The organism is Lysobacter antibioticus (genome assembly GCF_000731095.1).
Classification (GTDB): Bacteria; Pseudomonadota; Gammaproteobacteria; order Xanthomonadales; family Xanthomonadaceae; genus Lysobacter; species Lysobacter antibioticus_B.
Genome location: NZ_JMTZ01000010.1, coordinates 69155 through 93585, shown reverse-complemented (window position 1 = coordinate 93585; position 24431 = coordinate 69155). Strand labels below are relative to the sequence as shown.

The window sequence follows — 24431 nt, the reverse complement described above, 5'->3', positions numbered from 1 at the left end:
TAATCCCCAGTCCGGCCGGCGCCAGGCGCCGTCCTCCTTCATGTCATCTCACCGTTACAGCAGGGGACGAGCCGCATGGCCCGCATCATCGCCGTCGCCAACCAAAAAGGCGGGGTCGGCAAGACCACCACCGCGGTCAACCTCGCCGCTGCGCTCGCGCGCACGCCCAAACGCGTCCTGCTCGTCGACCTGGACCCGCAGGGCAACGCGACCATGGGCAGCGGCATCGACAAGCGCCAGCTCGAGGACTCGATCTGCGATGTCCTGCTCGGCGAAGCCGACGCCGCCGCGACCATCGTGCGGGCGCCCGAGGACTTCGACCTGCTGCCCGGCAACATCGACCTGACCGCGGCCGAGATCACCCTGATGGGCGAGAGCGAACGCGAGCAGCGGCTCAAGCGCGCGCTGGCGCCGCTGCGCGGCAACTACGACTTCATCATCATCGACTGCCCGCCGGCGCTGTCGCTGCTGACCCTGAACGCGCTGACCGCGGCCGACTCGATCATCGTGCCGATGCAGTGCGAGTACTACGCACTGGAAGGCCTCAGCGCGCTGGTCGACACGATCGAGGCGCTCAAGGCCAACCTCAATCCTTCACTGGAAATCGAAGGCGTGCTGCGCACCATGTTCGACGTGCGCAACAACCTCGCCAACGCGGTTTCGGCCGAACTCACCAATCACTTCGGCGACCGCGTGTTCCGGACCATCGTGCCGCGCAACGTGCGCCTGGCCGAGGCCCCGAGCCACGGCCAGAGCATCGTCGGCTACGACAAGGCCAGCCGCGGCGGCATCGCCTACCTGGGCCTGGCCGGCGAAGTGCTGCGCCGCCAGCGCGAACGCGACCAGGCCGCCAAGGCCGCCGTCCACGCCGTCACCGCGGAGACCCCGGCATGAGTCACCCTGCCAAGAAGCGCGGCCTCGGCCGCGGCCTCGAAGCCCTGCTCGGCCCCAAGGCCGCCGCCGAAGCGCCGACCCTGGTCGAAGCCCAGCCCGGCGACATGTTGCGCAACCTGCCGGTCGATTCGCTGAGCCCCGGCAAGTACCAGCCGCGCAAGCACTGGGACGAGGACAAGCTGGCCGAGCTGGCCGAATCGATCAAGGCCCAGGGCGTGATCCAGCCCATCGTGGTGCGCGAGATCGGCGAGAAGGGCGGCAAGACCTACGAGATCATCGCCGGCGAGCGCCGCTGGCGCGCCTCGCGCCTGGCCGGGCTCGACGTGATTCCGGTGGTGATCCGCGAAGTCGACGACCGCACCGTGGTCGCGATGGCGCTGATCGAGAACATCCAGCGCGAAGACCTCAATCCGCTCGAAGAAGCCACCGCGCTGCAGCGGCTGATCGACGAATTCGACCTCACCCACGCCCAGGCCGCCGAAGCGGTCGGCCGTTCGCGCGCGGCGGTGTCCAACCTGCTGCGCCTGCTCGAACTGCCGAGCGAGATCCGCATCCTGGTCGAAACCCGCGCCCTCGAAATGGGCCATGCGCGCGCCCTGCTCACGCTGGCCCCGCAGGCGGCGATCGCGCTCGCCCGCCAGGCCGCCGAAAACCAGTGGTCGGTGCGCGACGTCGAGCACCGCGTGCAGCAGCTCGCCGCCGGCAAGGTGCCGGTGTCGGGCAAGCCCAAGCCGGCCAAGGCCAAGCCACAGGCCGACATCGTCACCCTGGAACGCGAGCTGTCGGAATCGCTGAGCACCAAGGTCAACGTGCTGCACGGCCGCGGCGGCAAGGGCCGCCTGGTCATCCACTACACCGATCTGGATTCGCTTGAAGGCGTGCTGGAACGGCTGCGCGGCAAGGTCGAGGCGTAACTCGTCGCCGCTGCGTGCACCCTTACCGTTACCGCGTCGCGTTACAACTTCAGCATCCGCAGGCCGATCTGCGCGAGCTCGGCAGTTATCTGCATGCAACGCCATCGCGAAGTTGGCAGGCCGGCGATCCGCGAGTCACACCCAAGGGCACGGTCCTGCCGGGCCTGCGCCAGGATTCGAGTTGGTCGGCGGACCTCACCCCAGGCGAACACCCGGCGGACTCCCGGGAGGAAGATCTGGAGGCGTTCATAGAGCGACAGCTCGACCGCCTCAGCCCGCACGCCGGTCGGCTGCAGGCCCTGAATGCCGATGGCGGTCGCGCCGGATTCTTCATCGGCCTGTTCTGCGACGACAACTCCGGCCTTGTATTGTCTCCAGCCTTGATGGCCAAGGCGGCCGCGCTTGGGGTCGAGCTGGGGTTCGACCTTTATCCGCCCGAGCCGCCGACCGCCGCGGCGAGTTGAGCACGGGCTCGATTCGTCCGGCATAGCCTGCGGGGACGAGGCGGGGTCGTCCTGTGACGCTTTACGGCGGCAGGGCCGGATCGATCCACTAAAATGCTGCGTCCATCTTGGCCGGACGCATCGCGCCGCCGTTCGACCGCCTGCCGTTCGACCGCCAATACCGACACCACCGAAAGGAGATTCGTATGAAATGGATTGCCGCCGCCACCTTGTTGCTGGCACCGGCCCTGGCCTTCGCACAGTCGGGCACCTGCCCCGAACTCAGCGACCCCAGCCTGAAATGGGGCGAACGCCAAGGCGCCAACTACACCATCTGCTACCTCGAACTGCCGTCGAGCCTCGGCGCCGGTTCCGGCCTGGGCGTGTACCTCGGCCAGCGCAACTTCAAGCCGGGCAAGAAGGCGCGTGCCGAGAAGGGCACGGTCGGCACCCAGGCGGTCACCTGGTTCAAGAAGGCGACCGTCAACAACGCGCGTCCGTATTCGCGCGAAACCCAGATCAACCTGCCCGGCGCCAAGCCCAAGAGCAAGGTCAAGGTCTATGTCTGGATCGATGCGAGCAGCCAGGAACAGCTCGACGAGGCCTTCGGCCTGTCGAAGCAGATTGCGGTCCAGTAAGCGGCGCAGCGGTTCGCGACCTTCGTTGCCGGCGGCCGGCATGAGCGCCCCACAACGACGTCGTCGTAACGCCCTCGGCCTCTTCGCCGCGGGCGTTACGACCTCCTTCCGACAACGGTTCATCGAAACTCGGGCAAGCTTCCCTTCCTCTACCCCGTTGCAGTTCCCATGACCATCCTCGTCACCGGCGCAGCCGGCTTCATCGGCGCCTACGTCTGCCGCGCCCTGCGCGCGCAAGGCCAGGCGGTGATCGGCCTCGATAACTACAACGACTACTACGACCCGCAACTCAAACGCGACCGCGTCGCCGCGCTGTGCCCGGATGTCGACATCCGCGCCCTCGACCTCGGCGATCGCGACGGTCTGGCCGCGCTGTTCGACGAGGTCCGGCCCGAACGCGTCATTCACCTCGCCGCCCAGGCCGGCGTGCGCTATTCGCTGACCCATCCGCACGCCTACGTCGACAGCAACCTGGCCGGCTTCGTCAATCTGCTCGAGCTGTGCCGGCACCGCGAGGTGCGCCACCTGGTCTACGCCAGCTCCTCCTCGGTGTACGGCGATTCGGCCACGCCGCCGTTCTCCGAAGACCAGCGCATCGACCAGCCGCGTTCGCTGTACGCCGCGACCAAGGCCGCCAACGAGCTGATGGCGCACACCTACGCCCACCTCTACGGCTTGCACGCGACCGGCCTGCGCTTCTTCACGGTCTACGGCCCCTGGGGCCGGCCCGACATGGCGCCGTTGCTGTTCTCGCGCGCGGTACTGGCCGGGCGCCCGATCGACGTGTTCAACCACGGCAAGATGCGGCGCGACTTCACCTACATCGACGACATCGTCGCCGGCGTGCTCGGCGCGCTCGGCCACCCTTCCGAGCAGGACCCGCCGCACCGCGTGTTCAACCTGGGCAACCACACCCCGGTCGAGCTGGAGCGCTTCATCGCGGTGATCGAGGAGGCCGCCGGCCGCAGCGCCGAGAAGGTCTACAAGCCGATGCAGCCGGGCGACATGATCGAGACCATGGCCGACACCGGCCGCGCCCGGGCGGCGTTCGGCTTCGAGCCGAGCACCTCGATCGAGCTCGGCCTGCCGCGGGTGGTCGACTGGTGCCGCGGTTACTTCGGCGACCGTGCCTGAGCCCATCGCCGGCGGCGGTTGCGGCGGCCGGCCGGACCGGCGCTTCCCGGCGGCACCGTGACGATGTGAAGCTCCGGTTCGCCGCCGCGATGACACACTATCCTGGCTCCACCGCGCTCGCGGTCGGCGCCGACAAGAAGAACCTGAATCCCCTGCAGTTCCCTTCCCCTCGGGGGAGGCAGCCCGAAAGACCGGGCGCCCCGGCGGTAAGGGGGCGTGAGGTGCCGTCGCGTACCGGCGGTCGCGTCTGCACTCGCCCGCAGCGCGCCCGCCTTCGCCTGTCCGCTCCAGGGCGCAATCGCATCGAATCCATCGCGAGTTCCAAGCAATGACGCAAAGCCCACAACTGTCCGTCGTCGTACCGGTGTTCAACGAACAGGACAACGTCGCCCCGCTGATCCAGGAAATCACCACCGCCCTGCGCGGCCGCGCGCCGTCCGACGGCGGCGATTTCGAGATCGTCTACGTCGACGACCACTCGCGCGACGGTACCCTGGCCGCGCTGGAAGCGCTGAAAGCCGGCGTGCCCGAGCTGCGGGTGCTGCACCACGTCACCCAGAGCGGGCAGAGCACCGCGGTGCGCAACGGCGTCAAAGCCGCGCGCGGCACCTGGATCGCGACCCTCGACGGCGACGGCCAGAACGACCCGGCCGACATCCCCAAGCTGCTCGCCAAGCGCGCCGAGTCCGGCGCCGAGGTGAAACTGTTCGCTGGCTGGCGGGTCAACCGCCAAGACTCCGGCAGCAAGCGCTGGGCCTCCAAGTGGGCCAACGCGATCCGCAGCCGCATGCTGCGCGACGACACCCCCGACACCGGTTGCGGCATCAAGCTGTTCGAGCGTGCCGCCTTCCTCGAACTGCCGTACTTCAACCACATGCACCGCTACCTGCCGGCGCTGATCCAACGCGCCGGCTGGAAGACCGTGAGCGTGCCGGTCAACCACCGCGCCCGCAGCACCGGCGTGTCCAAGTACAACAACCTCAACCGCGCCCTGGTCGGCATCGCCGACCTGCGCGGCGTCGCCTGGCTGATCCGCCGGGCCAAGCTCACCGCGATCGTCGAACGCTGAGGCCCGCCATGGACTTCATGAACTCCCCGATCTCGTGGTTGGCCTGGACCGGGCTGCACATGTCGCCGTGGAAGCTGATCGGCCTGGTCGGCGCCTTCATGTTCGGCGGCCGCTGGCTGGTGCAGTTCATCGCCAGCAAGCGCCAGGGCAAGCCGGTGATCCCGCGCGCGTTCTGGTACATGAGCCTGGTCGGCAGCGTCATGACCCTGAGCTACTTCGTGTTCTCGCAGAAGCAGGACTCGGTCGGCGTGATCCAGAACCTGTTCCCGGCCTTCACCGCCGCCTACAGCCTGTACCTGGACATCAAGCACCGCGGCTGGCACCGCGACCGCAACAGCCACTGAGCGTCTCAGGCTGGCCTGCGATTATCTGGACTCCAAGGGTAGGAGCGGCGCGAGCTGCGACCGCGCAACCCCGAACACGGCACCACCGGCCGTAGACTCCGGCCCTGGCCCTCGAAACCTCTAGCCGGCCCCTCCGCCGCGACCTGTCACCCGGGGTCGCGGCTCGCGCCGCTCCTACCCAGGGAGCAGCGCTGGCGGTTTCGGCCCTTGCCCGGCCCCAAGTGCTTGTTCCGGCTTGCATTTGCCGGCATAATGCGCGGCTCGCTGCGTCCGGCTTGCCCTTAGGGGTATCCGGGCGGACCCGGAAACGCGATTCCGGCCCGCCATGGTGCAGCGGTTTTCAATCCTGACCCGTGTCGCGTGATGCAGCATTCGATCGAATGTCGGCATCGGGGCCGCCGCCTCCCTGGCCAAGGGAAGCACAGACCTTTTCGAGGTGCGTAATGTCCCGCGTATGCCAAGTATCGGGCAAGCGAACGACGACTGGTAACAACGTCTCGCATGCCATGAACAAAACCCGCCGCCGTTTCCTCCCCAATCTGCACGAGCGCCGTTTCTGGGTCGCCAGTGAGAACCGTTGGGTGAAGCTGCGTGTTTCCGCCCATGCCCTGCGCACCATCGACAAGAACGGCATCGACTCCGTTCTCGCCGAGCTCCGCGCCCGCGGCGAAAAGATCTGAGGAGGACTGACCCATGGCTTCCAAGCGCGACAAGATCCGCCTGATCTCGACGGCGAACACCGGTCACTTCTACACGACCGACAAGAACAAGAAGAACACCCCGGCGAAGATGGAGGTCAAGAAGTACGACCCCGTCGTTCGCAAGCACGTGATCTACAAGGAAGGCAAGATCAAGTGATGTCTTGGCCCGTTCGCGCCGCGCGCGAACGGCGTTGCCAAGGCCTCATCCCCGCGTAAGCGGAGATCCAAAGCCTTCAGAAGAGAACCCGCCCACGTGGCGGGTTTTCTTTTGCCCGGAATCGGGAGTCGGAAGTCGGAAGTCGGAAGTCGGGAGTCGGGAGTCGGGAGTCGGGAGTCGGGAGTCGATGATTCTCGCGCACGTCATCGAGAACAACGCTCTCAGCCGTCACCCCCGCGAAGGCGGGGGTCCAGAGACTTCAGCGCAATGCCTCGGTAAAACCCTGTGCTCCCGCCTTCGCAGGAGGGACAGCAGGTAGATGAGGTAACGCCTTTCCCAACCGTCATCCCAGCGAAGGCGGGGTGAATGGATGCGCGAGCCACTGGCTCGCGCATCCATGAACGCCAGGGCATCCCAGCGAAGGCGGGGTGAATGGATGCGCGAGCCACTGGCTCGCGCATCCATGAACGCCAGGGCGGCTGTGCGCCCTGGCCGGGTCGCAAAGCCTTCAGCGCATTGCTTCGATAGAGCCCTAAGTATTCGGCTGCGCCGAAGTAAAGTGGAGCCCGCCTTCGCGGGAACGACGGCAGGCGGATGACGCAGTAACTCTTCCAACCGCCACAGCCGCTCGCGTACAGCCGTGCGGCAATCCGCACGGCTGTACGGTTAGACGCAGCTCAGGGCACCACGTTGTTGAAGAACGACTTCACCTGCGGCCAGATCAACTGCATCTTCACGCCGCGGTTCGGTGCCTGCAGATTGCAGTTGCCGCCGAAGTGGTGCAACGCGACGACCTTGTGCGAGGAGCGCGCCAGTACCGGCGAGCCGGAGTTGCCGCCTTCGGTGTCGCAGTAGTAGCCGGCATCGGTGTTGGTGCCGTAACCGTCGGCATCGGCGTCGATGACCTTGCAGCGGCCGCCGCCGTCGCGGTCGCTCACCACCGACAACTCCTTCATGCGCGTGGCGGGATGACCGCTGATGTAGATCTCCTCGCCGAGCACCGGCTTGCGCACCTCCAGGCTCAGGTAACCGAAGCTGGAAATGGCGGCGAAGTTCTTCACCGTGAGCAGGCTGTAGTCCAGGGTTTGATCGGTCTTGAGCAACTTGTCGCCGGCGACCTTGGTCAAGGTGCCGCTGGTGGTGCCGGTGCAGGTGGTGGCCTGGTAGTTGAACCAGTACTCGGACGCGGCCACGTCGGCGGCGCTGTCGAGGCAGTGGTTGTTGGTGAAGATGCGGTTGTCGGCGCCCACGCGCCAGGCCGTGCACCACTTGGTGCCGTTGAGCAGGATCAACGCGACCGGCTTGGAGCGCGCGACCGCGGTGGCGTCGGTGCCGGCATAACAGGCGACCGGGCGGCTGTCCTTGACCCCGCAGATCGACTTGGCCGAGACGTCGCCGCCGAGCAGGCCGGCATCGTTCAACTCGCCCATCAACGCTTGCGGCAAGCCTTCGTCGTAACGGCTCACGCGCACGCCGTGCCGCGGGGCCCACGGCTCGGTCGGCGTGCCGACCAGGCGCAGCACCGCGGTATTGCCGGCGATCGACATCGCGCCGAAACGGGTCTTGCCGTCCTCGCCGAGCGCGGCATCGACCGTGTGGCGACCCAGGTCGCCCTGGCGATAGCGATAGACCTCGGTGCCCTGCGGGTTCGACACCTGCAGGGTCACGCCTGCCGGTAAATCGAAGTGTTCGAAGTGCACTTTGATGAAGGCCGCATCGGGCGTGCCGATCCGCACCGGCTGCGACCATGCCGACTTCGACAGGCCCAGATGCGGTCCCAGCCGCAGGTCGACGGCACGCGTCTGGCCGGCGGTCAGCGGGGCCGGGCGGGTGTCGGCGGCGAAGGCGGTGCCGCTCAACAGGCAGGCGCCGATCAGCAGGCCGAACGCCTGCGGCGAAATCCTTGCGATAGTCATGTCGTCTCCTAGATTGCGATCCGGCGCTCTCTACGCGACTGCGAACGGCACGCATGCGCCGCGCACGAGCTTGCACAGCACGAACGCCGCACGGACGCCTCGCGCAACACCAAAACCGCATGCAAACGTGACCGCGATCGGATTCGCGGCGCGGATGTGCGGAACTTGGATCGAGCGCGCAGCGCGTGTGTGCGCATGAGCTGAACGCGATGCAGCGGCGGATGGCGCCCCAATCGTGGGGCGCGTCGCTTTAAGGGTAGGAGCGGCGCAAGCCGCGACCACGATGCCTCACGATTACGGCGCGATGTGCGATCTCGCGGTCGCAGCTCACCCAGCTCCTACAAGTGAAGCGCGAAGCGCGGCCCGCATGCGGGCCGCGCCTCATGCCGCATGGGCTCAGAACTGCAGGGCCCAGCGGTCGATCTTGCCGACGTCCTGCGTGGCGTTGTCGTTGACGCGCAGCTTCCACACGCCGTTGGCGATCTCGCTGACGGGCACGGTATAGACCTTGTTGATGTTGTCGGTGCTGCCGCCGGTGCGGTTATGCAAGTTGTAGAGGCTGCCGTCGGGCGCGACCAAGTCAACCTTCAGATCGCCCTGGTAGGTATGCACGATGGCCACCTCGACCCTCACCGACAGCACGCTGCCGCTGATGCCGCTGACCGTGACCGGGCTGTCGACGGTGGCGTTGTCGTTGATCGCATAGTCGGTGGTGTTCTCGAAACGCGGTGCCGGCGTGCCGCCGCCGTCGTCGCCGTCCGGCACTACCCCGCCGAAGTGGGTCGAGACCTGCGGCCAGATCAAGGAGAACTTCGCGCCCGAGTTCAGGCAGCCGCCGAAATGGTGCAGGGCGATGGCCTTGCGCGTGGAACGCGCGATCACCGGCGAGCCCGAGCTGCCGCCTTCGGTATCGCAGTAGTAACCGATGTCGGTGTTGGTGCCGTTGCCGTTGACGTTGGCCGAATCGACGCGGCAGCTGCCGCCGCCGTTGCGGTCGTCGACGACGCTGAGTTCCTTCAGGCGCCCGCCCGGGTGGCCGGAGATGAACAAGCCCTCGCCCGCGGTCGCGGCGCGCACGTCGAGGCCGAGGTAGCCGAAGCTGGAGATGGTCGCGAAGTTCTTGACCGTGAACAGCGTGTAGTCGAGCGTGGCATCGGTGCGCAGCATCTGGTCGCCGGCGACCTTGGTCACCGTGCCCTGCGCGCCGCCGCAACTGCTGAGCTGATAGTTGAACCAGAACTCGGCGCCGGCCACCGCCGCGGCGGTGTTGATGCAGTGGTTGTTGGTGAACATGCGGTTGTCGGGACCGACGCGCCACGCGGTGCACAGGCTGCCGCCGCTGCTGAGCATGCGCGCGACCGGGCGCGAACGATCGAAGGCGGCGGCGTCGCTGCTGGCGTAACACGCCGCGGCCTTCTTGTCGTCGACGCCGCAGATCGACTTGGTGCCGACCTGGCCGCCGAGCAGATTCGCATCCTGCAATTCGCCGAGCATCGCCTCGGGATAACCTTCCAGATAACGCGTCACCACCACGCCGTGCCCGGAGTTCCACGGCTCGCGCGGCGTGCCGACCAGGCGCAGCACCGCGACCGGGCCGCCGATCGACATCGCCGAGAAGCTCAGGCGGCCGTCCTGGCCGAGGTCCTCGGCGACGGTGTAGCGGTCGCGCTGGGTGTTGCCGTAGCGATAGACCTCGCGGCCGTCAGGACTGGCGACTTCGAGCATCACGCCTTCGGGCAGCGACAAGCGGTCGAAGTGCACCTTGATGAAGGCGGCGTCGGGCGTGCGGATTTCGACCGGCTCGAACGCGGCTTTGCCGCCGGCGCCCAGGCGCAGGTCGGTGCTGCGCTGCTCGGCGATCTTGAGCGGCGCCGGCGCTGGGTCGGCGGCGACGGCTTCTGGGGCGAAAGACAGGGCCAGGCCCGTGGTCAGGGCGATGGCGAGCAGCGTGGGCGCGAAGAATTTCGTGGTTCCGGACTTCATTGCGGTTTCCCTCCTGGAGCGGCGATGGCGCACAGAGCAGTCGCAACGGCGGTCGGCCGCCGTGCGGACGGCGGCGCAGCGTCGCGGTGCAGACGCCGGGGGTGATGAGTCGGAGCGCGCGGCGACGGGCCGGCGCCGCAGCACGCTCTCAGATCGCCCCGGCCGAAACCGTGATCGCAGTGGTTCCCTCCGCGGCCGTATCGCTGAACCTTGACCGCGGCCTCAGCGCGAGCGTGCCGGCGGCCCGGCGCCGATTCGCCCCGCTCCGGCCCGCCCCGCGGCCAAAGTCGAAGCCCGGCGCCGGTCCGGCCCGCGCGCGCAGGCCGTACACTCGACCGACTTCACCGATTCCGAACCCGCGCCCTTGATCCCAGGCTGGATTCTGCTGCTGGTATCGGCCGGCTACGTCGGCCTGCTGTTCGCGGTCGCCTATTACGGCGACCAGCGCGAACGCACGCCGCGCGCGCGCTGGCTGCGCACCGCGGTGTACTCGCTCGCGCTCGCCGTCTATTGCTCGTCGTGGACCTTCTACGGCGCGGTCGGCACCGCCGCGCGCACCGGCCTGGGCTTCCTGCCGATCTACCTCGGCCCGCTGCTGATGCTGGCGTTCGGCTGGCGCATCCTCGAACGCCTGGTGCTGATCTCCGGCGAACACCGCATCGTCTCGATCGCCGACTTCCTGTCCTCGCGCTACGGCCGCGCACCGGGCCTGGCCGCCCTGGTCGCCGCGGTCGCGCTGACCGCCGCGGTGCCCTACGTCGCCCTGCAGTTCAAGGCGGTGGCGATGAGCGTGGAAGTGCTGGCCGGGGTGCCGTCCGACGGCGGCCTACTCGCCGACCCGGCGTTCTACGTGGCGATGATGCTGGCGGTGTTCGCGATCCTGTTCGGCACGCGCCAGATCGACGCCACCGAACACCATCACGGCATGGTGCTCGCGGTCGCGCTGGAGTCGCTGGTCAAGCTGATCGCCTTCATCGCCATCGGCGTGTTCGCGTTACTGCACCTGCCCGGCCTCGGCAATTTCCCGCAACGTATCCAACAGGCCGCGCAGGTGGTGATCCAGCCCGGCCTGCCGGCCGGTTTCGTCACCCAGACCCTGCTCGCCTTCACCGCGATCATCTGCCTGCCGCGCCAGTTCCATGTCGCCGTGGTCGAATGCCAGGACCCGAACGACCTGCGTGCGGCGCGCTGGCTGTTCGGCGGTTATCTGGCGCTGATCACCGTGCTGGTGGTGCCGATCACCCTGACCGGCCAGGCCGTTCTCGCCGGCAGCGGCATCTCGCCCGACACCTACGTGCTGGCGCTGCCGCTGCAGTTCGACCAGCAGGCGCTGGCCTTGATGGTCTACATCGGCGGCTTCTCGGCCGCGACCGGCATGGTCATCGTCTCCAGCGTCGCGCTGTCGACCATGGTCAGCAACGACCTGGTGGTGCCGCTGCTGCTGCGCAGCGGCGCCTTGAACGAAAGCCAGGGCATCGACCGCCAGGTGTTGTGGGTGCGGCGCATCACCATCGTCATGCTGGCGCTGATGGCCTATGCCTACCACCGCGGTTCGCTCGGCTCGAACGGTTTGGCCCAACACGGCCTGCTCGCCTTCGCCGCGGTCGCGCAATTCGCCCCGGCGCTGATCGGCGGCCTGTACTGGCGCGGCGCCAGCCGTTCGGGCGCGTTCTCGGGCCTGTTCGCCGGCACCGTGCTGTGGATCTACACCTTGCTGCTGCCGGCGCTCGCGCGCGGCGGCTGGATTCCCGATGCTTGGCTCGCGACCGGCCCGCTCGACATCGTCTGGCTGCGCCCGGAGCAGCTGTTCGGCCTCGTCGGTTGGGACCCGCTGACCCACGGCACCTTCTGGTCGCTGCTGTTCAACATCGGCGCCTTCCTGTTCATCTCGGTGCGGCAGCGTCCGCGCTTGCAGGACCAGTTGCTCGCCGCACCCTTCCTCGACCCCTACGTGCGCCGCCCCGCGCTCGGCCCCGGCGGCTGGGCCGGCAGCGTGCGCAGCGGCGAACTGCTGACCCTGGCCGAACGCATCGTCGGCGAACGCCATGCGCGCCGCGCTTTCGAGGACTACGCCCACCAGCAAGGCCGCGAATGGCAGCCGCTGCAACCGGCCGACCGCGCCCTGGCCCAATTCACCGAACGCCTGCTCGCCTCGGCCATCGGCGCGGCCTCGGCGCGCCTCACCCTGACCAGCGCGCTGCGCGGCTCGGGCATGGAACTCGGCGAAGTGGTGGCCCTGCTCGACGAGGCCAACCAAGAGCTGCGTTTCAACCGCCAGGTGCTGTCGACCACCCTGGAGAACATCAGCCAGGGGGTCAGCGTGGTCGACCCGGAAATGCGCCTGGTCGCTTGGAACCGGCGCTATCAGGAACTGTTCGACTACCCGGACGGCATGCTCTACGTCGGCCGCCCGGTCGGCGACCTGCTGCGCTGGAACGCCGAGCGCGGCGAGATGGGCACCGGCCCGCTCGACGAACGCGCCATCGACGAACTGGTCGGCCGCCGCCTCGCCCACCTGCGCGCCGGCGCGCCGCACGTGTTCGAGCGTGTGCGCGCCAACGGCCAGGTCATCGAGATGGTCGGCCGCCCGCTGGTCGGCGGCGGCTACGTCACCAGTTACAGCGACGTCACCGACTACAAGCGCGCCGAACAGGCGCTGCGCGAAGCCAACGAGAACCTCGAACAACGCGTCGAGCAACGCACCCAGGAAGCCGAATCGGCGCAGCAGTCCAAGACCCGCTTCCTCGCCGCGGTCAGCCACGACGTGCTGCAACCGCTCAACGCAGCGCGCCTGTTCACCACCGCGCTGCGCGAGAGCGACGACATCGGCGAACAACGGCGCCTGGCCGAACGCGTCGACGCTTCGCTGCGCGCCGCCGAAGACCTGCTCGACGGCCTGCTCGACATTTCCCGCCTCGACGCCGGTGCGCTGCGGCCCGAGCTGACCGACTTCGACGCCGGCGAACTGCTGCGCGAACTCGCCGCGCAGTACGCACCGAGCGCGGCCGGCCGCGGCCTGGAACTGCGCGTGCGCCTGGCGCAAGCCTCGATGCCGGTGCGCAGCGACCGCCGCCTGTTGCGCCGCGCGCTGCAGAACTTCCTCGCCAACGCCTTGCGCTACACCCGCGAAGGCGGCGTGCTGATGGCCGCGCGCCTGCGCCCGCATCACGACCCCTCGCAACCGGGCCGCATCGAACTGCAGGTCTGGGACACCGGCCCCGGCATACCCGAGCACCATCTGGAACAGATCTTCGACGAGTTCCGCCGCTTCGATCAGCCCGGCAGCGGCGGCGAGCGCGGCCTCGGCCTGGGCCTGTCGATCTGCCAGCGCATCGCCCGCACCCTCGACCATCCGCTGCGCGTGCGTTCGCAGATCCGCCGCGGCAGCGTGTTCTCGATCTTCGTGCCGCGCGGCCAGGCACTGCGCGCCCAGCCCCTCGTCGAACCGGCGAACTCGTCGGCGGCCGACTCATTGTCCGGCCTGCGCGTGCTGTGCATCGACAACGACCGCGAGATTCTCGACGGCATGCGCGCCCTGCTCGACCGATGGGGCGCGACCGCGCTGCTGGCCGCGACCGTCGACGATGCCTTGGCATTGCTCGATCAAAACCCCGACGTCGCCCTGGTCGACTACCACCTGCACGACCGCCTCGACGGCCTCGCCACCATCGAGGCCCTGCGCGAACGCCTCGGCATCGCCTTGCCGGCCGCACTACTGACCGGCGACGGCAGCGACGCCCTCAAGCTCGCCGCGCGCGAACGCGGCTGCCGGGTGCTGACCAAGCCGATCAAGCCGGCCTCGCTGCGCGCGTTCCTGGCCGCGCAGAAACAGGCCGCGCAGGTCAGGCTGCGGCCGCCGCCTCAGATCGCCTGACCGCCCGATACCTCGATCCGCTGCGCGTTGACCCAACGGTTCTGCTCGGACAACAGGCTGGCGATCATCGGCCCGATATCGTCGGGCAAGCCGACACGGCCGAGCGCGGTCATCTCGGCGAAATGGCGGTTGAACTCGGGCGTGTCGCGCACCGCGCCGCCGAAGAAATCGGTCTCGATCGCGCCCGGCGCCACCGTGTTGACGGCGATGCCGCGGCTGCCGAGTTCCTTCGCCAGATACACCGTCAACACTTCCACCGCGCCCTTCGCCGCCGCGTACGCCGACCAACCCGGCGCCGAGAAGCGGGTCAGGCCGGTCGACAGATTGACGATGCGGCCGCCGTCGGCGATCAGGGGCAGCAAGGCCTGGGTGAGGAAGAACACGCCCTTGAAGTGGACGTCGACCAGGCGGTCAAACTGCGCCTCGGTCGTCCGCTCGAACGGCGCGTTGTCGCCGTGGCCGGCATTGTTGACGAGGTGGTCGAAGGTCTCGCGCTGCCACCTGTCCTGCAGTGCGGTCCGCAGCGTCTGCGCGAACGGCGCGAACGCGGCGACGTCGCCGGTGTCGAGCGGCAAGGCGACGGCCTTGCGCCCCATCGCCTCGATCTCGGCGACGACGTCGGCCGCGTCTTCGGCGCGGCGTTGGTAGGTGAGGACGACGTCGCCGCCGTGGCGGGCGATGTTGAGTGCGGTGTTGCGGCCGAGCCCGCGGCTGGCGCCGGTGACGAGGGCGATCTTGTTCATGCTGCGAATCCTGGGGCGAGTGAGGGCGCCACTATCGGACCGGCGGCCCGCCGCCGGTTGCTGGAATCTCGGCGTTGTTTGCCTGATCCTCCAGGCTGGCCCGTGCCGCCGCAGCGACGGAGTAGGCTCGCCCCGTGACCACTCTTCTCGATACCGTCGGCCATTACGCCCAGGCCCATGCCGACCCGACCGGCCTGGCCCGCACTCCGATCCCCGGCCTCGCCGCGATCCGCGCCACCGCACCCAGCGGCCTGCTGCACGAAATCTCGCGGCCGCTGGTTTGCCTGGTCCTGCAAGGCAGCAAGCAAGTCACGATGGGCACCCAGACCTTCGCCTTCGGCGCCGGCGACTCGTTGCTGATCGCCGCCGACGTGCCGACGGTCAGCCAGATCACCCAGGCCAGCGCTGCCGCGCCCTACCTGTCCTTCGTGATGGAACTCGATGCCGCCGTCATCGCCAACCTGGCGACGGAAATGCAGGCAGCGCCCACGGCCGAGCGTTTCCCGGTGCAGATCGAGCCGACCGACAGCGAAGTCGCCGACGCGGCCCTGCGCCTGATGCGCCTGCTCGACCGCCCCGCGTCGATGCCGGTCCTGCAAACGCAGTTGCTGCGCGAACTGCATTACTGGCTGCTGCTCGGCCGGCACGGCGCGGCGATCCGCCGCCTGGGCTGGCCCAACAGCAACGCCCAACGCGTCGCCAGGGCAGTGGCCGTGCTGCGCGCCGAGTTCGCCCAACCGCTGCCGGTCGAGCGCCTCGCCGCGGCCGCCGGCATGAGCCCGTCCTCGCTTTACCAACATTTCCGCGAAGTGACCTCGCTGTCGCCACTGCAGTTCCAGAAACAACTGCGCCTGATCGAAGCCCGGCGGCTGATGTTGTCGGAAGGCGTCAGCGCCAGCAGCGCCGCCTTCGCAGTCGGCTACGAAAGCGTGCCGCAATTCACCCGCGAGTACGGCCGCGTGTTCGGCCTGCCGCCGGTGCGGGACACGCAGACGGCGAAGAACAAGGCGCGGACGGTGACGTGAGTTGGGGTGTCGTCTGCTTCGTACGGGCGATTCGTTCCGACCGTTCGTCCAGCCCTACCGCCGTCGTCTTAACTCCTGAGACAGGGCGATGATTTAGTTGGAAGTCACAGGAACTTCATAGCAGAGAGCCAATGGCGCAACGCCTGCGGTCGTCGGAGAATGCCCCTCCACCTGCCGAGCGTCGCCGACGACCCACCATGACCGTATCCAACATCGATCCGAAGCTATTGTTCGCCTGGCAAGCCGCGCATTCCATCGCCCGCGGCTCCCCGGTTCCCGTGCACGACCGCGGCGGCTTTCGCGTGGATACCCACTCGGAAAAGGAAGTGAAGCGCTGGGTGTTCCCGGCGCTATGCGACGGCCTGCGCGAAATCGCTCACGACATTACGGCGCCACGGCATTACTTGAAGCTGTGCGGCAGCGACGAGGAACTGCGAAGCGCACTGCCCGCCCGCTGGGCGATTCAGCCGGCGAACTATCTGATGACGACGGCCATCGCCGACCTCGACACGAAGCCCCTGCCGGCCGGGTACAGGATGGAACTGCATCGTGCCGGGCCGGTCACCCGAGCCAGCGTCATCGCGCCGAACGGCGATCTGGCCGCAACCGGATGCGCGGCGGAAAGCGCAGAGGCCTTCATCTACGACCGAATCGAAACCGCACAGGATCATCGCCGTAAAGGACTGGGCGTCGCGGTGATGGTCGCGCTTGGCAGCGCGAGAAACTCCGTTGCAAGCCAACAGCTCCTGGTCGCGACCGAAGACGGCCGCGGCCTGTATGCGAACCTGGGCTGGACGGTGCTCGCACCGTTCGCTGCTGCGACTATTCCGGAAGGTTGAAGCTATAGGCGGGCTGATCTTGCGGTCCGGGCATGCTCCGTTCGAGTAGAAATATCGGGCTTACCGTGTCTCGTCCAGGCAAGGCTGTTACTCCCTTGCAGTAGGCCCGAAGTGACCGCTTCCAGCCGGTTGCGGTCACTTGTTTCCGCTAGAATTCGGGCGTTGCAGGACAAGCAAGTAAGAATCGGGGGCGCAAACACCCCTGATTGAAGACCGCCGACCTACCGACAGGGCCATCATGAATCCGATCTCCAGGCGTGACTTTCCTAGGGCGCCAGACGGCACTTCAGATTCATCCTGCGGTCCTGCCATTACCTCTGCACACAATGGCCTCGCATCGGGAGAGCTGGCTTTTTCGTCGGCGACCGATCTGGCGCAACTGATTCAGCGAAAACAAGTCAGCTCGTTCGAACTCACTCAGTACTACATCGAGCGCATCGAACGATTCGATGAAGCGTTGAATGCCGTCGTGGCGAGGGATTTCGAACGCGCACTGGAAGCGGCGAAATCAGCCGACGAGTCTCTTGCCCGGGGACAGCGATTGGGATCGCTGCACGGCGTGCCGATGACGATCAAAGAAGCCTTCGACGTGTCCGGATTGCCGACCACGTGGGGCGTGCCGGAGCAACAGGACAACCTCGCCCTGAACGACGCAACGGTCGTCGGGTACCTGAAGGCAGCCGGCGCCCATTTCATGGGGAAGACGAACGTCGCGCTGCGACTCGCGGACTGGCAGAGCTACAACGACGTTTACGGAATAACCAACAACCCCTGGAACACGGCGAGGTCGCCGGGCGGATCTTCCGGCGGATCGGCCGCCGCCCTGGCGGCCGGTTTGACTGGCTTGGAATTCGCCTCCGATATCGCGGGGTCGATCCGAAATCCGTCTCACTTCTGTGGTGTGTATGGGCACAAACCCACGTATGGAATCGTTCCGACGCTGGGCCACAATCCCCTCGGCGTCGTATCTGCGCCGGATCTGAATGTCGTCGGGCCGATGGGGCGAAGTGCGGAAGATCTGGCGCTGGCTCTGGACGTCGTAGCGGGTCCTGACCGGTTCCGGTCGCCGGGCTGGAGACTGGTGCTTCCACCGCCGAAGGCACGCACTTTACGAGGCTTGCGCGTTGCGATTTGGCCGCAGGAGGATTTCGTTCCTACTTCGGTCGAGATATCGGATCGCGTGCAGCAAGTCGGAGAAGCTCTTGCCCGGGCTGGCGCGGTCGTTTCTGATCTGGCCCGCCCTGAACTCTCGTCACGGCAATCGCACAACACATACCTGAACCTGTTGGCATCGACAGGACTCGTCGACCTTCCCGATGAATACTATTCCGTTGCTCAAGCGGCGGCTGCAGAGTTCGATGCGAACGACGAATCGCCGTTAGCGGTAGTTACGCGCGCCCGCGTACTCGATCATCGAAGCTGGTCCGATCACGATGAAGCGCGTACCCGCTACCGACTGCGGTGGCGCGCCTTCTTCAACGATTGGGATGTGGTGATATGCCCGATTTCCGCAACCACGGCCTACGAACATGATCATCGGCCCAAGCTCGAGCGAGTTCTCGCCGTCGACACGGCACCGACCTCGCATTACGAGCATTACTTTTGGGTAGGCCTTGCGACCCTCGCATATTTGCCGAGCACCGCTTTTCCCTGCGGATCATCAAGCGACGGGCTTCCAATCGGCCTGCAGATCATCGGCCCGGAGTATGGCGACCGGACCACCATTGAAGTGGCCCGACTGATCGCACAGGAGCTAGGCGGTTTTCAGGCGCCGCCCGGTTTCGGGGCTTAACACCCACGGCCGAGCGTCTGCATTTGGCCTAAAGCCGACCGCCGCTCCGGACCACAGCTCCCACCCCGAACCGAACCCTCAACCGGCTTGCGGCTTGGCGGCGTTGACCGCCCATTGCGCGGCGAATGCACGCTGGTAGGCGGGCCGCGCTTCGCCGCGGGCGACGTAGGCGGCCAGACGCGGAAATTCGTCCAGGATGCCCGACGGTCGCAGCCTGAGCAGCACCGACACCATCATCAGGTCGCCCGCGCTAAATGCACCGTCGAGCCAGTCGGCATCGCCCAGGCGGGCCGCAAGCTGCACCAGCCGATGGCGAATGCGATCTTCGACCAGCGGCAGGCGCTCTTTAGCCCAGGGCCGGTCGCCTTCCTGGAACTTGGCGACGACGAGGTCGAGGATCGGCGGCTCCACGGTGTTGAGCGCGGCGAACATCCAGGCGATGGCACGCGCCCGCGCGTTGGCGTCGCCCGGCAACAACCCCGGGTGGCTTTGCGCGAGATGCAAGACGATCGCGCCCGTTTCGAACAGGGCGAGATCGCCTTCCTCGTAGGTGGGAATCTGGCCGAAGGGCTGCAGGCGCAGGTGCGCGGGTTCCTTCATCGCAGCGAACGAAACCAGGCGGGCCTCGTAGGCTTGGCCTGTCTCTTCCAGTGCCCAGCGCAGACGCGTATCGCGCGCCAGCCCCTTGCCCCCGTCGGGCGACCGTTCAAAGGCGGTAATGGTGATGGTCATCGTGACGCGCTCCTGGTGAGCCGGTTGCGGGTTGTCCGCTACATACACGACGAACGGCCGGAGCGGAATTCGACAGACGCCGGAAGCATGCGCATGAGCGCGCACCCGCGTCCGGCACGGGCACGGGTGGAGTGAACCTGATTCGGTTTCATTCGGGGCAGGCATTCCGCCCGCCCTCGCGCAAAGAATACGCCGGCACTATGCCGCCGCTTCGCGCCGCCCTGCGCGCAAAGCGGCGGGTTCGAGAGCCGCGCTACGGTGCTTAGGGTTTACGTTGACCGCTCCACGATTTGCTCACGATCATCCATTTCCCGTCGATCTTCGACAACGCAAGATAGTCCAGCCCCTTCCACGCGGGATAATCCAGCATCACTTTGACGACCGCAGCGTGTTCGGTCACATCCACGATTTCGTAACTGCGTTTGCGCTGGGCCTCATCGTCGGCCGGCTTGCCCTGGAACCCCTTCGCCCATTCCTCCGCGGTTTGCGCGACAACCTGGCCTCTGGTTGCCGAGTAGCCGAGCACGACACCGTCTTTTCTGAGCACTTCGAAAGCCAGATTGGCGTCGCCGGTTTCGAAGGCGCGCATCATCTTTTTCATGGTTTGGTCTACCGCGTCATGCTCGCTGTTTTGCGCCATGACGGATGTCGGAAGAACGAGGAAAGCTAGTGCGAGAACGAGCGACCGGATCGAGATTTTCATGATTGTCCTGAGGTTTATCGGGTACGTGAGGGTGGTCCGGCCTCGCCCGGCGACGGCGATGGTCCGGAAGATCAGCGTTTAGATCAGCGTTTCGCTGCGCCGCTGCCTGGCTGTCGATCGGCCAGTTTGCGAAGGACATCGACCACGGCTTCCGCCACGGGCTTCGCGGACGCGTAGTTCTGGCCTGTCACCACCCTGCCGTCGACTTCGGCGTAAGGCTGGTTGCCATCGAGCGCATGGAAGGAGCCGCCGCGGGCTTCGACCGTTTTCCGGATCAGGAAAGGGAACTCCTTGAAGTAGGCAGCGCCCTGATCTTCGTGTTCTTCGGGAAAACCGGTGATGCGTTTGCCCGCGACCAAGGCTTGGCCGCTGGAGAGCTTGAGGTTGACGATTCCAGCCGTGCCGTGACAGACGGCGGAAACCACCCCGCCGTTACGCTCGTAAACATGCATGGCGATGTTCTGCAGGACCGGATGCTCCGGCACGCCGTAGATGGCATTGCTGCCCCCGACGTAGTACACGGCGCGGTATCGGGCGGGGTCGACCTGCGCGGGTTTGGCGGTGTTCCGCAGCCCGTCCATGATGCGCCCGTCCTTCAGCCGAGGCTCCACCTCTTTGCTGACATAAGTGTCGAGAATCGGCACCGCCCCGCCGTCGGGCGAGACGAAGTCGACCGAATAGCCCGCGGCATGGAACGTATCCCACGCATGCACGACCTCGCCGAAGCTGATGCTGGCCGGCAGGGCCGAAGCGCCGTGGACCTTGCTGCTGGCGAGGATGAAGAGGATGCGCCCCGGGTTGCCACCGGCAGGCTCCCGGCGGTCGGTCTTCGCGACGGATCGGGCCGTGCCCGTCGGCTCCGTGGGCGCCACGGTCGGCGAACGGTCAACGGCCACCTGGCCGGCGAGAGCCTGGCCGGCGATGGCATGCCCGGTAAAGGTCGGCCCGGTGAAAGCATGGGCCGCCTGGGCGCCGGAAACGCCGCCCAGCCAGGCGGACAGCATGAGCATCAGGATGCATTGGATGAAGCGAGGTAGGTGCATGAGCGCGAGCTCGCGGGGAGGAGCCCGCACACTACCCAATCTCTTTCAAATCAATGTCTTGAAATACTCTTCAGGAGTGCTGGAATCGCTTTTCGGAGTCGGCTTTGGTCGCGCGAAACGCCGCCGGCGTGACCCCCTCCAGCTTTTTGAATGCGCTGTGGAAGGTCGACATCGATTGGAAGCCGGCTTCTTCGGCCACGACTTCGAGCGGCTTCGGGGGGAGCTGCCGCAGCAGCGCCTTCGCCTCACCCACGCGCAGTTGCGCCAGGTATTGCTTGAAGGTGGTCTGGTTGTTGTCGTTCAGCAGCTGCGACAACCGGGTCTGGGGCACGCCGAGGCGGCGAGCGAGGCGAGGCAGCGTCAATGCGGGGTCCAGATACAAGCGCTCGCGCGCCATCAACTCGGCCAAGGCCTGCAACTGCACGGAAGCCTCGGACTCCGGAATCCGCCGATCCTGATAGGGCTCGATCGGGGCCTGACCGGACCGCAGGCGCAGGTAGATCAGGACGCTCGCCGCGAGGACGAAGGTAAACGACAGCGCGCCGACGATGTAGGAGGTATAGCCGGAGGTGTAGTAGGCGATCCAGATCAACCAGATGCCGCCCACCGCCCCCAGCAACAGCGGGCCGGACGGCGTCCCCGAAAGCCGCGTGCGATGCAGGTACACCTGCGCGGTGGCGAGCAGCAGATAGCCCAGCCACGAGTAGGTGATAGCCGGCGCGACGACGTGTCGCCACAAGTCGATGTGGCCGGCATAGGGCAGGAACACGTTGACGGCGGCGGCTATGGCCAACAGCCCGGCGATATGCCGACGGTCGGCCCGCCCGGGGCCGGGGCTATCGCCCTGGCTGGAGCGGACCAGAAAGAACAGGCAGGGTCCGATCATGAAACAGGCGGTCAGGCCGAGCTGGAGAACGATCTTGGGAATGTCGGGCCAAAAATAGAAGGCAACGGATTTTCCCGTCCGTACGCTGACCACGAGGATCAGCAGCGATAGCCAACGCTGTGTGGGTTCGCCCTTGGCCCGCCACCAGAGAAACGACGCCGCGCCGATGCCGTTGAAGGCGCCGAGCATGGCGAAGAAGAACAGGAAATGCTGGCTCAGCATGATCGGCGCATCGAAAGATCGGTTTTGGTCGAGTCGCGACCGCACGGCGAGACGGCAGCGCGCGCTTGCGGCGAACAGGCGGGAACATGCTTACATCGCCCCGATCCGGCGCCCGGCCTTATGCGCCTCGACGAGGGTACGCAATGGTACACACTTGCCCATCGCCCTTCCGGGGCGCGGTTCTGGCGAGGCACCGCCGGCGATCACCTACCGCAGGAGTCCGTTTCCTGCGCCTCGCCGCCGTAGACCGTGGACTTTTACGTCGGCCGCTCATGTGGGTGCATGCGCGTGGGTCGTGGACGCACGACCGTCCGGATGCGGTCGTCGAACCTGGCCGGGCGGAGCAGGCGGCCGTTCGTTTCCTCATAGGCTCGCCTCCAAGTTCCAACCGGCCGGGTCGAGTGCGCCCGGCCGACCCGGTTCGAGTCGGCCAGGTTCGGATGGTCCGGGGCCGTAGGCCAGGGCCTCGGCCCAGCCTCTTCGCCGAGGCATCGAAGCTTGGCAGGGGCGACCCATCGAAAAGAGCGATGTCCGCTGCCGGCCGAAAGCGGACAGAACGGAGAGGATGGCCGAGCCACCGGTTGCGCTTATTCGGTCACCCGCCTGTGCAGATGTGTCCGGCCCGGCCATGCGCCGGCTTGTTGACCAGGGCCGGGTTGTAGGGCGCGAGCAGGGTCAGGAGTTACACTCCAGCCGGTGGGTGCGCCGATACCCAAGGGGCCGTCTATCAGGTTGTTAAGCAGCATGGGGAACCACTCCAATGCTTCGACAGTCACCCGGCGTTTTGACTCTGGCGATTCTTGCGGCATGTACGGCGATGCCGCCGCCTCGCATAGCGTCGCAGAGTGCCGACGAGCTGATGGGGCCCGCCGAGTTCCGGTCCTTGCCCAGTCGACCGGCGGACCATCGCATCGCCTATGGCGATGACCCGAATCAATACGCCGATTTGAGCGTTCCTTCCACGGCGGGGCCGCATCCCGTGGTGATCCTGATCCATGGCGGCTGCTGGAAAGCGGACTACGCCACGCTGCGCGGCCTGGCGCCCATGGCCGATGCGCTGAAAGCCGACGGCATCGCTAGCTGGAACATTGAATACCGCCGCATTCCCCAACCGGGCAGCGGCTGGCCGGGAACCTATGCAGATGTCGGACGGGCAACGGATCACCTTCGAGTGATCGCGCAGAAGTACCGGCTCGATCTCGACCGCGTGGTCGTGCTGGGACACTCGGCCGGCGGACACCTGGCGATGTGGGTGGCGGCTCGCTCCCGCCTTCCGGCCAAGAGTCAACTGCATGTTGCGGATCCACTGCCGATCAGTGGCGTAGTCGATCTCGCAGGTGCCGGCGACCTGGAGGCGTTCATCCCGGTGCAAATGACCGCTTGCCGCGACCCGAACATCGTCAAGACCCTGCTTGGAGGCGAACCTGCCGCTGCACCCGAACGCTATGCGCAGACATCCGCCATGAGGATGCTTCCGCTAGCGAAACGGCAGATTCTGATCTGGGGTCAACGGGACGAGATGACGCCTGTTTGGCTGGGCGAGGCTTACGCAGACGCAGCGCGTAAGGCCGGCGATTCCGTAAGGCTAGAAGTGTTGCCATCGCTCGGCCATTTCGAGATCGCCGATCCAGCCTCGCCGGCGTGGCCTGTCGTGCACGAGGCAATCGGATCATTGCTGAAACCGGGACACTAGCCACGCACTTGGCTTGCACTCAAACCGAAACCGCCTCGCCACTCCGCGTAGTTCAGGCACTGGCGCCACGCCCACCACCATTGGGAGTCGAGCATGAAAACCCTGCGATCCTGTGTTCTCGCGGCCGCTCTGCTGGCTGCAGCGAGTATGAGTTCCGCCGCGGAAACTGCCGTGCAGTCGGTACCCGATGCCGCGTTGCAGGCGATGCTCGGCAAGTATGCCGAGGCCGCGGAGCTGTTCTATAACGGCAAGCCAGAGGCGGTGAAGGCGCTCTGGTCGCACGCGCAGGACGTAACCTTGTCGGGCGCGGCTGGCGGCGCTACTGCGAAAGGATGGAGCAATGTCAGCTCGAGGCTCGACTGGGCGAGCTCCCAGTTCCTGGGTTCCAACGGCTCCAAGAGCATCGAGCAGATCTCGACGGCGATCAGCGGCGACTTCGCTTACATCGTGCAGTACGAACACATTCGGTATCACCCTTCCGGACAGCCTGAGGCAGCTAAACGGGACTACCGCGTGACCACCATCTTTCGGCGCGAAACGGAAGGCTGGCGCGTGGTCCACCGGCATGCGGACACGCTGTTCACGAGGCAGGACATCCGCCAGAAAACACCATAGCGAGCCGGGCTCCTGAGTCCGGATCAGTGCTCATCTCGATGACACGGACACCCGACCGCAGGGGCCGTGCA

Annotated in this window: 22 protein-coding genes; 15 read left to right on the top strand and 7 right to left on the bottom strand. The window is 66.7% G+C overall.

All coding sequences use genetic code 11. From position 1 onward, the window contains the following. Window positions 1-75: 75 nt before the first annotated feature. The 9 genes from EX88_RS0103730 to rpmG all read left to right on the top strand — a co-directional run bounded on the left by EX88_RS0103730 (window position 76) and on the right by rpmG (window position 6294). On the top strand, window positions 76-894 hold the full coding sequence (locus tag EX88_RS0103730) for a ParA family protein (protein WP_031370664.1): 819 nt from the start codon (window positions 76-78) through the stop codon (window positions 892-894). Next, entirely contained in the window at window positions 891-1808 is a 918-nt protein-coding gene (locus tag EX88_RS0103725) for a ParB/RepB/Spo0J family partition protein (RefSeq protein ID WP_031370663.1), read from the top strand. The genes EX88_RS0103730 and EX88_RS0103725 overlap by 4 nt, the downstream gene beginning before the upstream one ends. A gap of 14 nt (window positions 1809-1822) precedes the next feature. Then, window positions 1823-2272, top strand: a complete 450-nt coding sequence (locus EX88_RS25070; protein ID WP_081930600.1) for a DUF4279 domain-containing protein — start codon at window positions 1823-1825, stop codon at window positions 2270-2272. Between the two features lie 185 nt (window positions 2273-2457). Continuing rightward, complete coding sequence (locus EX88_RS0103715) at window positions 2458-2889, top strand: hypothetical protein (protein ID WP_152566082.1); 432 nt, start codon at window positions 2458-2460, stop codon at window positions 2887-2889. Window positions 2890-3057: 168 nt separating this feature from the next. Continuing rightward, window positions 3058-4023: an NAD-dependent epimerase/dehydratase family protein gene (locus EX88_RS0103710; RefSeq protein WP_031370660.1), complete on the top strand. Its 966-nt coding sequence runs from the start codon at window positions 3058-3060 to the stop codon at window positions 4021-4023. A gap of 328 nt (window positions 4024-4351) precedes the next feature. Continuing rightward, window positions 4352-5092 carry a glycosyltransferase family 2 protein gene (locus EX88_RS0103705; protein ID WP_031370659.1) on the top strand — a complete coding sequence of 247 codons (741 nt, stop codon included), beginning with the start codon at window positions 4352-4354 and terminating at the stop codon, window positions 5090-5092. A gap of 8 nt (window positions 5093-5100) precedes the next feature. After that, window positions 5101-5436: a lipid-A-disaccharide synthase N-terminal domain-containing protein gene (locus EX88_RS0103700; RefSeq protein WP_031370658.1), complete on the top strand. Its 336-nt coding sequence runs from the start codon at window positions 5101-5103 to the stop codon at window positions 5434-5436. Window positions 5437-5879: 443 nt separating this feature from the next. Continuing rightward, a complete protein-coding gene (gene rpmB, locus EX88_RS0103695) occupies window positions 5880-6116 on the top strand; it encodes a 50S ribosomal protein L28 (protein WP_031370657.1) in 237 nt (78 codons plus the stop codon). A gap of 13 nt (window positions 6117-6129) precedes the next feature. Beyond that, a complete protein-coding gene (gene rpmG, locus EX88_RS0103690; RefSeq protein ID WP_031370656.1) occupies window positions 6130-6294 on the top strand; it encodes a 50S ribosomal protein L33 in 165 nt (54 codons plus the stop codon). Between the two features lie 677 nt (window positions 6295-6971). Here the strand turns inward: rpmG and EX88_RS0103685 are convergent. Both EX88_RS0103685 and EX88_RS26740 read right to left on the bottom strand, forming a co-directional pair. Further along, complete coding sequence (locus EX88_RS0103685; protein ID WP_051884414.1) at window positions 6972-8210, bottom strand: trypsin-like serine peptidase; 1239 nt, start codon at window positions 8208-8210, stop codon at window positions 6972-6974. A 396-nt stretch (window positions 8211-8606) separates the two neighbouring features. After that, window positions 8607-10193: a proprotein convertase P-domain-containing protein gene (locus tag EX88_RS26740; protein WP_051884412.1), complete on the bottom strand. Its 1587-nt coding sequence runs from the start codon at window positions 10191-10193 to the stop codon at window positions 8607-8609. Between the two features lie 364 nt (window positions 10194-10557). Here EX88_RS26740 and EX88_RS0103670 point away from each other — a divergent pair, with 364 nt between their 5' ends. Beyond that, entirely contained in the window at window positions 10558-14067 is a 3510-nt protein-coding gene (locus EX88_RS0103670; RefSeq protein WP_036147959.1) for a PAS domain-containing hybrid sensor histidine kinase/response regulator, read from the top strand. Here EX88_RS0103670 and EX88_RS0103665 read toward each other — a convergent pair. Further along, window positions 14055-14810, bottom strand: a complete 756-nt coding sequence (locus EX88_RS0103665; protein WP_031370651.1) for an SDR family NAD(P)-dependent oxidoreductase — start codon at window positions 14808-14810, stop codon at window positions 14055-14057. The genes EX88_RS0103670 and EX88_RS0103665 overlap by 13 nt on opposite strands. A 134-nt stretch (window positions 14811-14944) precedes the next feature. Here EX88_RS0103665 and EX88_RS0103660 point away from each other — a divergent pair, with 134 nt between their 5' ends. The 3 genes from EX88_RS0103660 (at window position 14945) to EX88_RS0103650 (ending at window position 18466) form a co-directional block, all read left to right on the top strand. Continuing rightward, window positions 14945-15835 carry an AraC family transcriptional regulator gene (locus tag EX88_RS0103660; protein ID WP_031370650.1) on the top strand — a complete coding sequence of 297 codons (891 nt, stop codon included), beginning with the start codon at window positions 14945-14947 and terminating at the stop codon, window positions 15833-15835. A 197-nt stretch (window positions 15836-16032) separates the two neighbouring features. Beyond that, window positions 16033-16674 carry a GNAT family N-acetyltransferase gene (locus EX88_RS0103655; protein ID WP_031370649.1) on the top strand — a complete coding sequence of 214 codons (642 nt, stop codon included), beginning with the start codon at window positions 16033-16035 and terminating at the stop codon, window positions 16672-16674. 238 nt (window positions 16675-16912) lie between these two features. Continuing rightward, a complete protein-coding gene (locus tag EX88_RS0103650; protein ID WP_081930599.1) occupies window positions 16913-18466 on the top strand; it encodes an amidase in 1554 nt (517 codons plus the stop codon). A gap of 78 nt (window positions 18467-18544) precedes the next feature. On the opposite strand, the gene EX88_RS0103645 is transcribed toward EX88_RS0103650, so the two are convergent. The 4 genes from EX88_RS0103645 to EX88_RS0103625 all read right to left on the bottom strand — a co-directional run bounded on the left by EX88_RS0103645 (window position 18545) and on the right by EX88_RS0103625 (window position 22052). Then, window positions 18545-19198 carry a glutathione S-transferase family protein gene (locus EX88_RS0103645; RefSeq protein WP_031370647.1) on the bottom strand — a complete coding sequence of 218 codons (654 nt, stop codon included), beginning with the start codon at window positions 19196-19198 and terminating at the stop codon, window positions 18545-18547. Window positions 19199-19460: 262 nt separating this feature from the next. Next, window positions 19461-19901: a nuclear transport factor 2 family protein gene (locus tag EX88_RS24285; RefSeq protein WP_081930598.1), complete on the bottom strand. Its 441-nt coding sequence runs from the start codon at window positions 19899-19901 to the stop codon at window positions 19461-19463. A gap of 83 nt (window positions 19902-19984) precedes the next feature. Continuing rightward, window positions 19985-20944 (bottom strand): type 1 glutamine amidotransferase domain-containing protein, encoded by a 960-nt coding sequence (locus EX88_RS0103630; protein WP_081930597.1) that lies wholly within the window; start codon window positions 20942-20944, stop codon window positions 19985-19987. Between the two features lie 70 nt (window positions 20945-21014). After that, window positions 21015-22052: a helix-turn-helix domain-containing protein gene (locus EX88_RS0103625; RefSeq protein ID WP_031370644.1), complete on the bottom strand. Its 1038-nt coding sequence runs from the start codon at window positions 22050-22052 to the stop codon at window positions 21015-21017. 760 nt (window positions 22053-22812) lie between these two features. Here EX88_RS0103625 and EX88_RS0103620 point away from each other — a divergent pair. Together EX88_RS0103620 and EX88_RS0103615 are read left to right on the top strand one after the other, a co-directional pair. After that, window positions 22813-23745: an alpha/beta hydrolase family protein gene (locus tag EX88_RS0103620; protein WP_235186187.1), complete on the top strand. Its 933-nt coding sequence runs from the start codon at window positions 22813-22815 to the stop codon at window positions 23743-23745. A 93-nt stretch (window positions 23746-23838) separates the two neighbouring features. Continuing rightward, window positions 23839-24360: a nuclear transport factor 2 family protein gene (locus EX88_RS0103615; RefSeq protein WP_081930596.1), complete on the top strand. Its 522-nt coding sequence runs from the start codon at window positions 23839-23841 to the stop codon at window positions 24358-24360. Window positions 24361-24431 lie beyond the last annotated feature (71 nt).